This window comes from Deinococcus ficus (assembly GCF_003444775.1).
Taxonomy (GTDB): Bacteria; Deinococcota; Deinococci; order Deinococcales; family Deinococcaceae; genus Deinococcus; species Deinococcus ficus.
Genome location: NZ_CP021081.1, coordinates 105,909 through 119,840 on the forward strand (window position 1 = coordinate 105,909; position 13,932 = coordinate 119,840).

17 protein-coding genes are annotated in these 13,932 nt (G+C 71.0%); 9 read left to right on the forward strand and 8 right to left on the reverse strand.

From position 1 onward, the window contains the following. Window positions 1–7: 7 nt before the first annotated feature. Together accB and efp are read right to left on the reverse strand one after the other, a co-directional pair. Window positions 8–562, reverse strand: a complete 555-nt coding sequence (gene accB / locus DFI_RS00485) for an acetyl-CoA carboxylase biotin carboxyl carrier protein (RefSeq protein ID WP_027463246.1) — start codon at window positions 560–562, stop codon at window positions 8–10. 295 nt (window positions 563–857) lie between these two features. Continuing rightward, a complete protein-coding gene (gene efp / locus DFI_RS00490) occupies window positions 858–1,415 on the reverse strand; it encodes an elongation factor P (RefSeq protein WP_022800657.1) in 558 nt (185 codons plus the stop codon). A gap of 299 nt (window positions 1,416–1,714) precedes the next feature. Between efp and DFI_RS00495 the strand changes: the two genes are divergently transcribed. Beyond that, complete coding sequence (locus tag DFI_RS00495; protein WP_022800656.1) at window positions 1,715–2,461, forward strand: 50S ribosomal protein L25/general stress protein Ctc; 747 nt, start codon at window positions 1,715–1,717, stop codon at window positions 2,459–2,461. Window positions 2,462–2,504: 43 nt separating this feature from the next. On the opposite strand, the gene DFI_RS00500 is transcribed toward DFI_RS00495, so the two are convergent. Beyond that, entirely contained in the window at window positions 2,505–3,593 is a 1,089-nt protein-coding gene (locus DFI_RS00500) for an aminopeptidase (RefSeq protein WP_051307888.1), read from the reverse strand. Between the two features lie 31 nt (window positions 3,594–3,624). Here DFI_RS00500 and DFI_RS00505 point away from each other — a divergent pair, with 31 nt between their 5' ends. From DFI_RS00505 to DFI_RS00530, 6 genes are all read left to right on the forward strand, one after another. Continuing rightward, window positions 3,625–4,095: a cupin domain-containing protein gene (locus DFI_RS00505; RefSeq protein WP_043778358.1), complete on the forward strand. Its 471-nt coding sequence runs from the start codon at window positions 3,625–3,627 to the stop codon at window positions 4,093–4,095. Between the two features lie 26 nt (window positions 4,096–4,121). Continuing rightward, window positions 4,122–5,324 carry an HD domain-containing protein gene (locus tag DFI_RS20620; RefSeq protein ID WP_244940288.1) on the forward strand — a complete coding sequence of 401 codons (1,203 nt, stop codon included), beginning with the start codon at window positions 4,122–4,124 and terminating at the stop codon, window positions 5,322–5,324. A gap of 58 nt (window positions 5,325–5,382) precedes the next feature. After that, window positions 5,383–5,637, forward strand: a complete 255-nt coding sequence (locus DFI_RS20515) for a hypothetical protein (protein WP_027463249.1) — start codon at window positions 5,383–5,385, stop codon at window positions 5,635–5,637. 3 nt (window positions 5,638–5,640) lie between these two features. Beyond that, complete coding sequence (locus tag DFI_RS00520; protein ID WP_244940289.1) at window positions 5,641–5,892, forward strand: hypothetical protein; 252 nt, start codon at window positions 5,641–5,643, stop codon at window positions 5,890–5,892. Window positions 5,893–6,080: 188 nt separating this feature from the next. Next, window positions 6,081–6,521 (forward strand): acyl-CoA thioesterase, encoded by a 441-nt coding sequence (locus DFI_RS00525; RefSeq protein WP_022800650.1) that lies wholly within the window; start codon window positions 6,081–6,083, stop codon window positions 6,519–6,521. Further along, the gene (locus tag DFI_RS00530; protein ID WP_043778361.1) at window positions 6,518–7,105 is read left to right on the forward strand and encodes a histidine phosphatase family protein; all 588 of its coding nucleotides are present in this window, start codon (window positions 6,518–6,520) and stop codon (window positions 7,103–7,105) included. Before DFI_RS00525 ends, DFI_RS00530 begins: the two co-directional genes overlap by 4 nt. Before the next feature lie 44 nt (window positions 7,106–7,149). Here DFI_RS00530 and DFI_RS00535 read toward each other — a convergent pair whose 3' ends face one another. After that, window positions 7,150–7,857, reverse strand: coding sequence for an HD domain-containing protein (locus DFI_RS00535; protein WP_051307890.1), 708 nt, complete (start codon window positions 7,855–7,857; stop codon window positions 7,150–7,152). A gap of 96 nt (window positions 7,858–7,953) precedes the next feature. Between DFI_RS00535 and DFI_RS00540 the strand changes: the two genes are divergently transcribed. Continuing rightward, window positions 7,954–8,730 carry a response regulator gene (locus DFI_RS00540; RefSeq protein ID WP_081425867.1) on the forward strand — a complete coding sequence of 259 codons (777 nt, stop codon included), beginning with the start codon at window positions 7,954–7,956 and terminating at the stop codon, window positions 8,728–8,730. Window positions 8,731–8,739: 9 nt separating this feature from the next. Here the strand turns inward: DFI_RS00540 and DFI_RS00545 are convergent, their stop codons facing one another. The 3 genes from DFI_RS00545 to DFI_RS00555 form a co-directional block, all read right to left on the reverse strand. Beyond that, window positions 8,740–9,540, reverse strand: coding sequence for a Fic family protein (locus tag DFI_RS00545; protein WP_043778366.1), 801 nt, complete (start codon window positions 9,538–9,540; stop codon window positions 8,740–8,742). Further along, window positions 9,537–9,734, reverse strand: coding sequence for a hypothetical protein (locus tag DFI_RS00550; RefSeq protein ID WP_155864562.1), 198 nt, complete (start codon window positions 9,732–9,734; stop codon window positions 9,537–9,539). Before DFI_RS00550 ends, DFI_RS00545 begins: the two co-directional genes overlap by 4 nt. Window positions 9,735–9,886: 152 nt before the next feature. Next, complete coding sequence (locus DFI_RS00555) at window positions 9,887–11,725, reverse strand: acyl-CoA dehydrogenase C-terminal domain-containing protein (protein WP_027463252.1); 1,839 nt, start codon at window positions 11,723–11,725, stop codon at window positions 9,887–9,889. A gap of 303 nt (window positions 11,726–12,028) precedes the next feature. On the opposite strand from DFI_RS00555, the gene DFI_RS00560 reads away from it, so the two are divergent. Then, window positions 12,029–12,724 carry a Crp/Fnr family transcriptional regulator gene (locus DFI_RS00560; RefSeq protein WP_027463253.1) on the forward strand — a complete coding sequence of 232 codons (696 nt, stop codon included), beginning with the start codon at window positions 12,029–12,031 and terminating at the stop codon, window positions 12,722–12,724. A 57-nt stretch (window positions 12,725–12,781) separates the two neighbouring features. Here DFI_RS00560 and DFI_RS00565 read toward each other — a convergent pair whose 3' ends face one another. Beyond that, the gene (locus DFI_RS00565) at window positions 12,782–13,906 is read right to left on the reverse strand and encodes a 2-oxoacid:ferredoxin oxidoreductase subunit beta (RefSeq protein ID WP_081425880.1); all 1,125 of its coding nucleotides are present in this window, start codon (window positions 13,904–13,906) and stop codon (window positions 12,782–12,784) included. Between the last annotated feature and the right edge of the window lie 26 nt (window positions 13,907–13,932).

Genomic DNA, 13,932 nt, shown 5'->3' on the forward strand with positions numbered 1-13,932 from the left:
CCCTTGGTCACTCGATGATGAACAGCGTCTGCCCGAACTCGACCGGTTCGGCGTTCTGCACGCTGATCTCGCGGATCACGCCGGAGGTCTCGGCCTCGATCTCGTTCATCAGTTTCATCGCTTCGATGATGCACAGCACCTGCCCGGCCGTGACGTGGTCCCCGACCTTCACGTAGGGGGGCGCGTCCGGGCTGCTCGCGGAGTAGAAGGTCCCCACGATGGGCGCCTTCACCGGCGTGCCCTTGCTGGCGGGTTTCGCCTCGGGGGCGGGCGCGGCGGGGGCCTCGGCGGGCTTCTCGGTGGCCGGCGCGGCGGCCGCAGGCGCGCTCTGGGCGGCGGGGGCCGGGGTGGGCGCGCTGGGCGCGGCGGGGGCCGGCATGGCGTAGGTGGGCGCCGGGAGGTGCGGCATGGCGAACCCGGCCGGGGCCGGGGCGACGGGGGCGGCGAACGCCTGCGGGCCGCGTTTGAGGTCCATGGCGAAGCTGCCGGTCGTGAGGCTGAACTCGCGCACGTCGGCCAGGCTCAGGGCGTCGAGAATTTTCTTGAGGTCTTCAGGATTCATGCTGCCTCCTTGCTCCTTGAAACTGGGAATGACCTGTACATCATGACGGGTCAGGTGTGCGGTGAGGTGTCACCGCCTGCCTGACGCCCGGAGGGCTGGACCCAGTTCAACAGTTCCCTTCTACGCTGCGTGCGCGGCGTCTCGTGTCCCGTGTCCAGGGGCCCGCCGGGCCGGTGGGGGCAAGTGTCCCGCGCTGCAAGACTGATGCCCCACACGCCGTCCGGCCAGCAAAAACCTACCCCCCAGAAACCTGGGGGGCGGGCGGGTCCGGACGGGGTTCAGGAAACCCGGCGGGTCAGGCGCGGCTGAGGTACTGCCCGGTGCGGGTGTCCACCTTGACGTTGGTGTCCTGCTCCACGAACAGCGGCACCTGCACCACGGCGCCCGTCTCCAGCTTGGCGGGCTTGGTGCCGCCGGACACGGTGTCGCCGCGGACGCCGGGGTCGGTTTCCACGATCTTCAGGATCACCTGGTTGGGCAGGGTGATGCTCAGGGCCTTGTCGCCGAACATGGCGACTTCCACCTCGGTGTTCTCCTTCATGAACTTCGCGGCGTCGCCGACCAGGGTCTTGCCCAGGTGAATCTGATCGAAGGTCTCCAGGTCCATGAACACGTAGTCGTCGCCGTCGGGGTACAGGTACTGCATCTTCTTGCCCTCGACGTAGATGTCCTGCAGCTTTTCACCGCTGTTGAAGGTGCGGTCCACGATGCTGCCGGTTTCCATGTTCCGGAACTTCGTGACGACCTTCGCGCCGCCGCGGCCCATCTTCAGGTGCGAGTAATCCAGGCACTCCCACAGGCCGCCGTCCATCTCCACTTTCGTGCCGTTGCGCAGTTCAGTCACACTGATCATGTCTCTCGTTCTCCTTGAACAGAACCTGCCCGGTGTCCGGGCGGGTCAGGCCGGGGCCACCTCCGCCCGGACGCTCCCGGCCTGCCCGCCAGGGCGGGGTGCAGGCGGGGCAGGGCGGGGGGCCGCGCGACAACAGGCACGATTCTAGCAGAGTGCCCCGCGGCCCGGCCACCGGCACCCTTCCCCCGTGCGGCGCGGTTTGCTATGCTACTTCGGTTGCACGTCCGCCCCCGCCCCCGGTGCCCACCCACCGGCGCGCGGCGAGCGCGAGGCGGCGAAAGACTTAAGGAGAAACGCTCATGGAACTGACCGCCCAACCCCGCACCAGCCAGCAGAAACTGGCCGAAGGCATGATCCCCGCCGTCGCCTACAACAAGGAAAAGAACGTGTCCTTCGCCCTGGACCGCAAGGCCTTTGACCGCGCCTTCCGCCAGCAGAGCACCACGGGCCTGTTCGACATCACCATCGAAGGCGGCGAGACCTTCCCCGCCCTGGTGAAGACCGTGCAGATGGACAAGCGCAAGCGCGCCCCCATCCACGTCGACTTCTACATGGTCACCTACGGCCAGCCCGTCGAAGTGCACGTCCCCGTGCACACCAGCGGCAAGAGCCAGGGTGAAATCGAAGGCGGCCTGGTGGACATCGTCGTGCACGCCCTGAACATCGTCGCCCCCGGCCCCCGCCGCATCCCCAGCGAACTGACCGTGGACGTCACCAAGCTCGGCATCGGCGACCACGTCACCGCCGGCGACATCAAGCTGCCCGAAGGCTGCACCCTGGCCGTGGCGCCCGACCTGGTGGTCGTCAGCGTCCTGCCGCCCCGCCTGACCGAAGAGCAGCTGGAAGCCGAAGCGCAGGCCGCCCAGGTGGCCGGCATGGTCGCCAGCGGCGAACTCAGCGAGGAAGCCGCCGAGGCTGTCCTGGAAGGCGGCGCCAGCGTCGAGGAAGCCAAGGCGGCCTCCGACGAGGCCCTCACCAGCGGTCCCGAGAAGGCCGCCGGCGAAGGCAGCGACGACGCCATCAGCGAGAGCGGCGAAGAGAAGTAAGCGCCGCCCCGCCCCGGACCTCCGCACTGGGGGTCCGGTTTTTTCATGCCCGGGCCGCCTCCCGCAGGCAGGCCACGCGCTCCGCCGCCGGGCGGGCCGCGCAGCCCTGTACCACGCGCAGGAAGGCCGGCACGTCCCCGTCCACCCGGGCCAGCACCGCCTGGAATTCCGGAACCAGCGCCGCGTACGCCGCCACCGACCCCAGCGCCGCGTTGTTCACGCCCCGCGCGAACCAGCCGTCGTACCCGGCGTACCCGTCCCAGCGTTCCTCCTTCAGCCGGGCGTACCGGGCGTTCAGGTCCGCGAGAAGGCCGGCCTTGCGCGCCCGCATCGTCTCCGGCGGCAGCGCCTGCGCGTACAGAGCCTCCAGCTCCCCGCGCGCCGAGAGCAGCAGCGCGTTGAAGTCCTGCGCGCGCGCCTGCGCCAGCCGGTCCTGCTCCCGCAGTTCCGGCGTGCCCCGCGCCGCCAGCCAGCGCCGCATGCCCTCCTCCTCCACCGCCGTGGCGTACGACTCGTTGAACACCGTGTCGTCCTTCACGTACACGGCCGGGTGCGCCAGCTCGTGAATCACCGTGCGGATCAGCGTGGCGTCCGGGTAGGCCAGCATGGTGGACAGCACCGGGTCCTTCAGGTACCCCAGCGTGCTGTACGCGCTCACGCCGCCCACCAGCACGTCCTGCCCCGTCGCGGCCCGGGCGCGGCCCTCTGCGCGGGCCGCCGCCTCGCTGAAGTACCCGCGGTACGCCACGCAGCCCGCCACCGGAAAACACTGCGTGCTGAGCTGCACGCTGAATTCCGGCGCGGAAAAGACGTTCCACACCACGTACGGCCGCCCCACATCCACGTACTTCACAAAAGACCCGTGGTCCGGCAGGCCCAGCCCGCCCTGCGCGGCCGGCGCCACCGCGAACGCCCGCACGTCCCGCACCAGTTCCAGCTTCCGTCGCGTGACCGCCGGCGTGCCCGGGTCCGCGAGCACGTCCGCCACGCCGCGCGCCCGCACCAGCAGGTCCAGCTGCCCCGCCGCCGCCTGCGCCAGGTACGACACCTCCCCGCACCCGCTCAGCCCGGCCAGCAGCGCCGCGCCCAGCAGCACCCCGCCCAGCCGGCGCCCCCACGTCCCGCGTCTCATGGCGGTCAGTGTAGGGCGCGTACACTCCGGCATGGACCGCCTGCCCCTCGGCCTGAACGGAACCGTGCCGAACCATCCGCGCCTCCCGGTGCTCGTCGCCCGCGCCGCCCTGCCGGACCGCACGCCCGTGCAGATCGAAACGCACCTCGCGCACCGCGGCTGGACCCGGGCCTGGCGCAACGGCATCCACGCCTTTCACCACTACCACTCCACCGCGCACGAGGTGCTGGTGATTGCCCGGGGGCAGGTGCGCGTCACCGTGGGCGGCGAAGGCGGCCCACCGCTGGACCTGCACGCCGGGGACGTCCTGGTGCTCCCGGCCGGCACGGCGCACCGCAACGACGGCAGCAGCGCCGACCTGCTCGTCATCGGCGCCTACGCCGGCGGCCGCGACTGGGACCTGTGCCGCCCGGAAGACACCGACCTCGAAGGCGCCCGCGCACGGATCGCGCAGGTGCCTGACTGGGACACCGCCCCCGTCGACGACCCGGAAGGCGGCTGAGCCCGAGGGCATCAGTACACTTGTGCATGCTGAGCGCCGCCCTGCCCTTCCTCCTGACCGCCGACCGCCTGAAACGCGTGACCCGCCAGAACACCCTGCACGACGGCAGCCGCCCGGAGAACGCCGCGGAACACGCCTGGCACGCCGCGCTGATGGCCCTGGTGCTCGCGGAGTACGCCCCACCCGGCACCAACACCGCCCACGTGGTGGACCTGCTGCTCGCCCATGACCTCGTGGAGATCGAAGCAGGGGACCGCCTCATCCTGGACGCCCCCGGGACCGAGGACCGCCGGGAGGCGCGGGCCGCCCGGCCGCTGTTCGGCTCCCCACCCACCCCCCTGAACGCCGACCTGCATGCCCTATGGACGGAGTTCGACGCAGGCATCACCCCGGAGGCCACCTTCGCCCGGCAACTGGACGCCCTGGCCCCCGCGCTCCTCAGCTGGGGGGACGGCGGAGCCGGACGGGCCCTGTGGGGTCCGCCCAGCGACGCATACCGCGCCGTGAAGCGCCGGACCCTGACCCACCCCGCGCCCTATGCCGCCTTTCACACCTGGATGGTCCGTGCAGGGGCACCCGACGATCCCACCGTGAGCACCCCGACGGAGCGCCTGTCGCGGCAACTGGCGTTCCTGACCGAATGCGACCGCCTGAAGGGCGTGCGGCGGACCACGTACCTGCATGATGGCAGCCGGCCGGAGAACAGCGCCGAGCACTCCTGGCACCTGGCCCTGATGGCCCTGCTGGGCGGCCTCCCGCCGGGCACGGACCGGTCGCGCGTGACCGCGCTGCTGCTCGTGCATGACCTCGTCGAGATTCACGCCGGGGACACGCATTTCGACGCCACGCCCGAGGCGCTGGCCCGGCAGGCGGATCAGGAGGCGCAGGCCGCCCGCACCCTCTTCGGCCGGCTGCCCGCCGATCAGGCCGCGTCCCTGCGGGGCCTCTGGGAGGAATTCGAGGCGCAGCGCACCCCGGACGCCCGGTACGCCCGCGCGCTGGACGCCCTGCAGCCCATGCTGCTCACCTGGGGGCCCGGCGGGCGCGGCTGCACCGACCGCCACCCGGAACTCACCGCGGAACGGCTCCTGGCGCTGAAACGGCCCCGCCTGGAGGCGTACCCTGACCTCTGGGCGCTGGCGCAGCAGGTCGTGACTGACGCAGTGAGGGCCGGCCTTCTGCCCACGGCACCGGTCACGGCCGGCATGAAGCTCCGCTTGAGCCCCTGACAAGAGCGCTTCACGGTCCGGGCACGTTTATCAGGGGCGCGTCCGGCACCCTGCACGCATGACCAACGACGACACGAACCGGGAACGGCAGGGCGGCACCCAGCCGGGCGGGGACGATGGAGCGCGTTACCGTCAGGACGGCGACCCGGCCCGCCGCGAGCAGGCCGAACAGGGCGCCGAGGGACACCACAGCGGCGCCGGCCAGCAGGGCGCGCCCGGCCAGGGCCGTAAGGACCAGGGCAACAACGGGCAGGCCATGAACGACCAGGGCGGCAGCACGCAGCGCGGCAACAACGGCCGTGCGGGGGAGTAAAGCATGACGAACAGTGACGACTATCGCGGCCGCAACGGCACCGATAAGGATGAGAACCGCGGTCAGGGCGCCGGGCACGAGCAGGTCGGGAACCAGCAGCAACCCAGCGGCGGCGCCCCCTACCGCGACGACGCCACCCCGCCCCACCGGGAAGGGGGCCCCGGCAACGAACGCACCCAGGGCCAGGGCAACCCCGGCGGCGGGAACGGGCAGGGGCAGGGCAGCGGCAAGGACAGCTCCGGCAACGACCGGTAAACAGAGAAAGAGAGGGCCGGCAGCGCAGACTGCCGGCCCCTGATCTTTGCCCCTGGCCGGACAGCGGGTCCCGGGCCGCGCGGCGCGCCTGTACACTCACGGGCGCGGCGGGACGGGTGCACTGAGCGCGCCTCCCGGCCGAGATCACCTGAGCCCCGCGCCCACCGGCGGGGCCGTGGAGGGGCAAGATGACGAATGACAGTACGGTTCCCGCCCCGCGCAGCCGCGCCCGCATGCTGGAACTGGTGTTCCCCAAGGACACGAACTATCACGGCACCGCCTTCGGGGGCTGGGTGCTTTCCCTGATGGACAAGGCCGCCAGTGTCGCCGCGGTGCGGCACGCCGGGGGAAACGTGGTGACGGCCCGCATGGACGGCGTGGACTTCCACACCCCGATCCGCGTGGGGGACGCCGTGGCGCTGGACGCTCAGGTGGTGAAGGTAGGCCGCAGCAGCATGACCATCCGCGTGGACGTGTACCGCGAGCACATGGCGTCCGGGGAGCAGCAGCTGGCGACCAGCGGGTTTTTCGTGTTCGTGGCGCTGGACGATGAGGGCCGGACCCGCCCGGTGCCGCCGCTGCCGGAAGCGGACGAGGCCGTGGACAAGCACGTGCACGCCCGCCCATGACCGGCGCGGACCTGCACCTGACGCTGGTGCGGCACGGCGCGACCGCCTGGAACGACGGGGGGCGCTGGCAGGGAACGACCGATAACCCCCTGGCGGCCAGCGGGGAGGCGCAGGCGAGCGCCCTCGCGCCGCGCTTCAGGGGGCAGACCTTCGAGCTGGCGTTCAGCAGCGACCTGACCCGCGCCGTGCAGACCGCCGAACTGGTGCTGCCCGGCCATCCGCTGATCCTGGACCCGCGGCTGCGGGAGATTCACTTCGGGCAGTTCGAGGGCCTGAAGGTGCCCGAGATGCAGCGCCACCCGGAGTACCCGGTCTGGCAGGCGGACCCCTGGCGGGTCGGCCCGCCCGGCGGGGAGAGCCTCGCGGAGGTCGCGGCGCGGCTGCGTGCCTGGGTGGAGGACCTGAGTGGCGGCCGGGTGATCGCGTTCAGTCACTCGGTGGCGATCCGCACCCTGCTGGTGGACCTGTTCGGCTGGCCGCTGATCCCGCAGCCGGACTACCCGGTGCCGTACGCGTTCCGGCTGGGGCACGCGGGCGTGGTGGACCTGCGCCGGGTGGGCGGGCACTGGACGCTGCACGTCTAGGCCCCAGTGCGCCGTGGCTCAGGAGGCCGGGGGAGACCCTGGCCTCAGTTGCTGTACGGCAGGCCGAGTTCGCCGCCGAGTTCCCTCAGGAAGCGGTGCATGAACTCGGTGCGGCGCCGCGCTTCCTCGCGCCCGGGGGGCGTCTGGAAGGTCTGGTGCAGGGTGAGCAGCTTGGTGAAGAAGTGGTCCACGGTGAAGGTCTGGTCGTCGGCGGGGCGGTCCTCGGCCCAGGGGTCCAGGGGGTGCAGCAGAGCGCGTTCCATGCGGCCCCCGACCGCCGCGACCCGCAGGACGCCCAGCGCGCCCAGGGCGTCGAGCCGGTCGGCGTCCTGCAGGGCCTTGCCCAGGGGCGTTTCGGGCGTGGCGCCGCGGGAGAAGCTGTGGTCGCGCACGGCCAGGGCGACCTCGTGCGCGTCGTCGGGCGTGAAGCCCAGGCCGGGCAGGGCGGCCTCGGTGGCCTGGGCGGCCCGGGTGCTGGCGTGCGCGCGGTCCGGGTGGTTCTTGGGCAGGTTGATGACGTCGTGCGTGAGCGCGGCCGCCACGGCCAGGGCGGGGGAGAGGCCGGGGGCGCAGGTCAGCGTCCAGCGGGCCACGCGCACGAGGTGGGCGTCGTCGTGCGCGGCGTCGGGCGTCATGGTCGCGTGCACCCAGGTCCACACGTCCGGGAGGCGGGGGTCCAGGGCGAGCAGGGGCGCGAGGAGCGGCCCGGTGAGCGCCGCTGGGGTGGGGTCGGGGGGAGAGGCGGCCTTCACGGCGTTCAGTATGCGAGGTCCGGTGGGCGGGGACAGGGGGCCGGGCTGGTGGGGGGAGCAAGAGCACCGACAGAATCTTAATGTTACCCTCATGGTATGAGCGGTGGGCCCGGTCGCCTTCCAGTGCTGGTCGTGGACGACAGCGCCGGCACCCTGACGTACCTGCAGCGCCTGCTGGCCCCCCACGTGGACGTGCAGCTCGCCCGCACCGCGCCCGAGGCCTTACAGGTGCTCTCGCCCGGCACCGCCCTGGTGGTCACGGACCTGCACATGCCCGGCCCGAGCGGCCTGGAACTCACGGCCGAGCTGCGTCGCCGCGCGCCGGACGTGCCGGTCGTGATGATGACGGGCGTGGTGGACGAGTTCGTGCAGCAGGAGGCCGCCGCGGCCGGCGCGCGCGACGTGCTGCGCAAGCCCGTCACGGCCGCGAAACTGTACCCGTTGCTGCGCGAGTACCTGGGGCTCACGGACCTGGAGGTGCCCCCGCTCGAGGACGACGACCTGCCGCCCGCGACCACCACGCACCACCCGGCCATGGACCTGCCGGGCCTGCTGAGCGGCGTGCGGGCGCTGGGGGGTGTGCAGGCGGTCACGTACTACGCCGCGGACGGGGCGCGCACGGTATCCAGCGTGGGCGCGCCCCTCCCGGCGGAACTGGCCGGGTTCGTGCACGCCGCCGGCGAGGCTGCACGGGGCGGGGCGCCTTTCCTGGGCGCGGCGGGTGGGGTGCGGGCCGTGCAGGTGGAGTACCTGGACCGTGTGCTGCTGGTCGTGCCGGTCGGGGACGGGCTGCTGGCGGCCCTGACGCGCGACGCGGCGAGCGCCAGCACCGTGAAGGCCTGGCTGCGCTCGGCGCAGTTCACGCTGGGCTGACCCGGGGCGTTACGCAAAGGTCTCTTCGAGTCGCGCCAGGTAGAACTGCGTGAGCGGCCCGTACTCGCGGCGGTTGGTGGCCTCGTGCAGCGCCTGAAAGTAGTCCCCCACGGCCTGCCTGTCCGGGAAGTGCACGATCTGCGGGCTGGTGGCGAGCGTGTCGCCCACGGCGCCCAGCGACACCCACAGCACGTAGTGGTCCAGCAGGCGGCCGCTGCGGCCGTTGGTGTCCACGAAGGGGTGAATGTACTCGAACTGGTGGTGCGTGAGCGCCAGCAGCCGCGCGGCGTCCGGCAGGTCCCAGGGGTCGGGCAGCGCGGCGTACCACGCGGCGAAATCGTACTGAAGTTCCCGCATCTTCGGCCGGACCTCGTACGAGCGGACGTACACGATTCCGCCCGGCCCGGCCTCGGTCAGGCGGGGCGCGCCGGCCCAGTCGTACAGGTGCCCGAACGCGGCGGCGTGCAGGGCGTAGATGTCGTGGTCGGTCACCAGCGGCGAGGTCTGGTCGTTCAGGGCGCGCTCGTGCATCCACTGGCGGCCCGCGAGTTCGCCCTGAATGAGCTGCGTCTGGATCTGGTCGTAGCTGACGAGCAGGCCCAGGTGCGTGTCCTGCGGCTCGGTCTTGCGGGGCCGGCGCGGGTCGGTGATGACGCGCCCGTCGGCCCTGCGGGCGTGCAGGGCCTCGCTGATCTCCCGCAGGCGGCGGGCCGTGCGTTCCGCTTCGTTCCGGCCTTCCTGCCCGCCCTGGTCCGGGTCGGGAAGGCCGGCGGCCTTCTGGTCCTCGGCGTCCGTCGCGTGCGGGCTCATGGTTTGCGCCGGCCCACGATCTGCTGCACGGCTTCGGCCACCTCCTCGCGTTTCACGTCGTAGCCCTCGACGCGCAGACTGCCTGTGATGCTGTCCGTGAGGCGTTCACCCCCTTTCACTGCGTCCTCGTTCCGGGTCACGGCGTCGTCCACGGCCCCCTTCCGGACCGCGTGGGACATCCGCTTTTTCAACACACCCGCAGCGTACCGCGCCCTGCCGGGGCGGACCAGGGGCGCGCGGCCCGGTCGTCAAGGCGCGTCACCCGGGGCGTCCGGGCCCGGCGGCCGGGCACAGGGAGCGGGCAGGGAAGCCGCCGCCTCCCTGCCCGCCGTGTACGTTGCGCGGCTTACGCCGTGACGAGCCCCTGCTCCCAGCCGAAGACGGCCTTGTCGTCCACGGCGAGGCTCTCGTTACCGGCCTTGATGGTCGCGGCCAGCGCCTTGGTTTCGGGGAACAGCTTGGCGAAGTAGAACTTCGCGGTCTGGACCTTGCTCAGGTAGAAGCCGTCCCTGTCCTGCCCGGCGTCGATCTTCTCCTGGGCGATCTTCGCCATGCGGGCCCACAGGTACCCGTACACGACGTGCCCGAAGAAGCGCAGGTAGTCCACGGCGGCGGCGTTCACCTCGTCGGCGCCCTCCGGGCCGCTCATGGCCTTCTGCCCGATCACCATGGTGAGGCTCCCGAGCTGCTGCGCGGCCTTGCCGAGCTGGTTCACGTAGTCGCCGATGTGCTCGTCGTCCTCGTGGCTTTCGGCGAATTCCTGCAGGGTGCCGGCCAGTTTCTGGAGTTTCTTGCCGCCGTCCATCAGGACCTTGCGGCCCAGCAGGTCCAGGCTCTGGATGCCGTTGGTGCCCTCGTAGATCTGCCCGATGCGGGCGTCACGCACGAACTGCTCCATGCCCCACTCCTGGATGTAGCCGTGCCCGCCGAAGACCTGCTGGCTGAGCACCGCGGTCTGGAAGCCGTTGTCGGTCATGAAGGCCTTGGCGACCGGGGTGAGCAGCGCGACCAGGTCGCCGGCTTCCTTGCGTTTGGCCTCGTCCGGGTGGTGGTGTTCCACGTCCAGGCTGAGGGCCAGCCACATGGCAAGCGCGCGGCCGGCCTCGTTGTAGGCCTTGCCGGTCAGCAGCATGCGGCGCACATCCGGGTGCACCAGGATGGGATCGGCGTTTTCGGAAGGCAGCACGCGCGGTTCGTGGCGCATCTGCAGGCGGTCCTTGGCGTAGGCCAGGGCGTTCTGGTAGGACACCTCGCCCAGCCCGAGGCCCTGCAGGCCGGTGCCGAGGCGGGCGGCGTTCATCATGATGAACATGTGGTTCATGCCCTTGTTGATCTCGCCGACCAGCCAGCCCTTGGCCTGATCGAAGTTCAGCACGGCGGTGGCGTTGCCGTGGATGCCCATCTTGTGTTCCAGGCTGCCGCACACCACAGCGTTGCGCTCGCCCACGCTGCCGTCGGCGTTCGGGATGAACTTGGGCACCAGGAACAGCGAGATGCCCTTGGTGCCTTCGGGGCTGCCGTCCAGGCGGGCCAGGACGAGGTGCACGATGTTCTCGGTCAGGTCGTGCTCGCCGGCGCTGATGAAGATCTTGGTGCCGGTGATGTTGTAGGTGCCGTCGCCGTTGTCGCTGGCCTTGGTGCGGATGATGCCCAGGTCCGTACCGGCGTGCGGTTCGGTGAGGCACATGGTGCCGCTCCACTGCCCGCTGACGATCTTCGGCAGGTACAGGTTCTTCAGTTCTTCGCTGCCGACGGCGTGCAGGGCGCTGTACGCGCCGTGCGACAGGCCGGGGTACATGCCCCAGGCGACGCTGGCGCTGTTCAGCATCTCGTTCAGGGTCATGCTGACCAGATGCGGCATGCCCTGCCCGCCGTACTGCGGATCGGCGTCCAGGGCGGGCCAGCCGGCGTCGCAGAACTTCTTGTAGGCGGCCTTGAAGCCGGTGGGGGTCTTCACCTCACCGTGCTCGTCGCGCACGCAGCCTTCGCGGTCGCCGACCTGGTTCAGGGGCTGCACCTCGGTCTCCACGAAGCGGGCGGCTTCCTCCATGACCTGGGTGATCAGGTCGAGGTCGGCGGTGTCGTTGTCCTGGTAGAAGGGCAGGCTGGCGAGCTGGGGGCCGGCTTCCAGCAGTTCAGTCATCACGAATTTGATGTCACGAAGGGGCGCTTTGTAGGTGGGCATGCTGGGGTCCTCCTGGGGTCTCGCCGGTGGCTGCGGCCGGGTGGGGTCCGGGCAGGGGCGGGGCGGCGGGGGGTCGGGCGCGGGCGGGAATGGCGGACTGGACGGTCTGCACGGGGATCGGGGCGGGGAAGGTGGGCCGGAGCGGCGACACCTGCAGCATGGTTAATTGTACCGAGTATAAAACTCCGGCGGGTGAATGTCACGCCCCCCCCGCCCGCCTGCCCCCGGCCGCCCCGCCAACCGGGGGCAGGCGGGACCCGCCGCGCACGCCCCAGTCACGTTTCAGGTATGGTGTAGCAGATCATGAACTATCCAAGTCTGGTCTGGCACCTCAAGCGCACGGAGCTGTTCGCCGACCTGGAACTTGCCGAGCTGGAACGCGTCGCCGCCACCACTCCCTACCGTTCCTACGCCCCGGGCGAGGTCATCTACCGCATGGACGACCCCGCCGACGCCCTGTACTTCGTGCGCAGCGGGCTGGTCAAGATCAGCAAGCTGTTCCCCAACGGCAAGGAAGCCATCCTGGGCGTCATCGGCCAGCACGACACCTTCGGCGAGCTGCTGCTGCAGCCCGAGGAACGCCGCCCCACCCAGGCCGAGGCGCTCGAACGCACCATGCTGATCGTCCTGCCCCGCAACGAACTGCAAAAACTCCTGGCGACCAAACCCGACCTCGCCATGAAACTCATCCGCCTGATGGCCGCCCGGCTGTTCGAGGCCCAGAGCTGGACCGCCACCGTCAGCGCCTACAGCGCCCCCGAACGCGTCGCCAGCCTGCTGTACCGCCTCTCCCGCGAATTCGGCCGGCCGCACGCGCAGGGCGTGGAACTCGCCCTGAAACTCAACCAGGAAGACATCGCCCGCATGGTCGGCGCCACCCGCGAGACCGTCAGCCACAGCCTGGGCAAACTCAAGCAGGAAGGCGCCATCTACCGCGCCCGCTCGCCCATCATCGTCCGCATGGAAGCCCTGCGCGACTACATCGAACGCGGCACCTGACCCCGCTTACGGCACCGCCCTGCCCCCGCGTGAGGGCCGGGCGGACGGCGTTGCCCGTCAGCGGAACTGCGCCATGACCTCCCTCAGGCTCTCGCGGCTGGGCCGGGTCAGCGTCTCGGGCAGCAGGGCCAGCGGCGTGGGCACGATGTGCGTGGTGTCCAGGAGCGTCCTGCGGCCCGGATCGATGTACAGCAGGCCCGTGATCAGCTGCCCGGCGCGCTGCCCCTCCTCGATCAGCCGCAGCGCGCCCAGCCGGTCGGTGGGATCGTACTCGCGGTCCAGTTTCCTGAGCTGCACGGCCGGTCCGTCGTGCAGCTGCACGGTGACCACCTCGCCGGGCGCGTAGTCCACCCGGATCTCCTCGAAGTCCGGCACGAAGGTCACGTCGTGAATGGGCACCTCGTGCGCCTTGCCGTAGCTGTAACTCTTCGTGCTCTCGTCGTGGTTGTTGAAGGTCACGCACGGCGAGACGACGTCGATGATCGCCGTGCCGCCGAAGCGGATCGCGGCCTTGAGCAGCTCCGTGACCTGCCGGGCGTCCCCGGCGAAGCTGCGCGCCACGAACCCCGCGCCCGCCACGATCGCCTCGGCGCACAGGTCCAGCGCCGGCAGCTCGTTCAGACCGACCGCCTTGAGCCGCTGGCCCTCGTCGGCCGTGGCCGAGAACTGCCCCTTGGTCAGGCCGTACACGCCGTTGTTCTCGATGATGTACACCATCGGCACGTTCCGGCGGATCACGTGCTTGAACTGTCCCAGCCCGATGCTGCCGCTGTCCCCGTCCCCGGACACCGCCAGCGCGAGGTGGTTCCGCTGCGCGAGCATGGCGCCCGTCGCCACGCTCGGCATGCGGCCGTGCACCGTGTTGATGCCGTGCGCGCCGTTCAGGAAGTACGCCGGGGACTTGCTGGAACACCCGATTCCCGAGAGTTTCAGCACCTGGTGCGGCTTCACGCCCAGCTGGTAGCACGCGTCGATGATCCGGCTGGAGATGCTGTCATGCCCGCAGCCGGGGCACAGGGTGCTCGGCAGGCCGCGGTAATCGTTCTTCGTGAGTCCGGCGCTGTTCACCGCCGGGGCCCGCTCCGCCGGAGGAGAGACCGGCGCCGGGGAGACCGGTCCTGTCGTGTCCGGCGCCTTCACGTCCGCGCCGATGCCGTCCGTCGCCCTGCCCGCGCCTGTCATGCCGTGCCCCCCTTCCTCCACCGGTG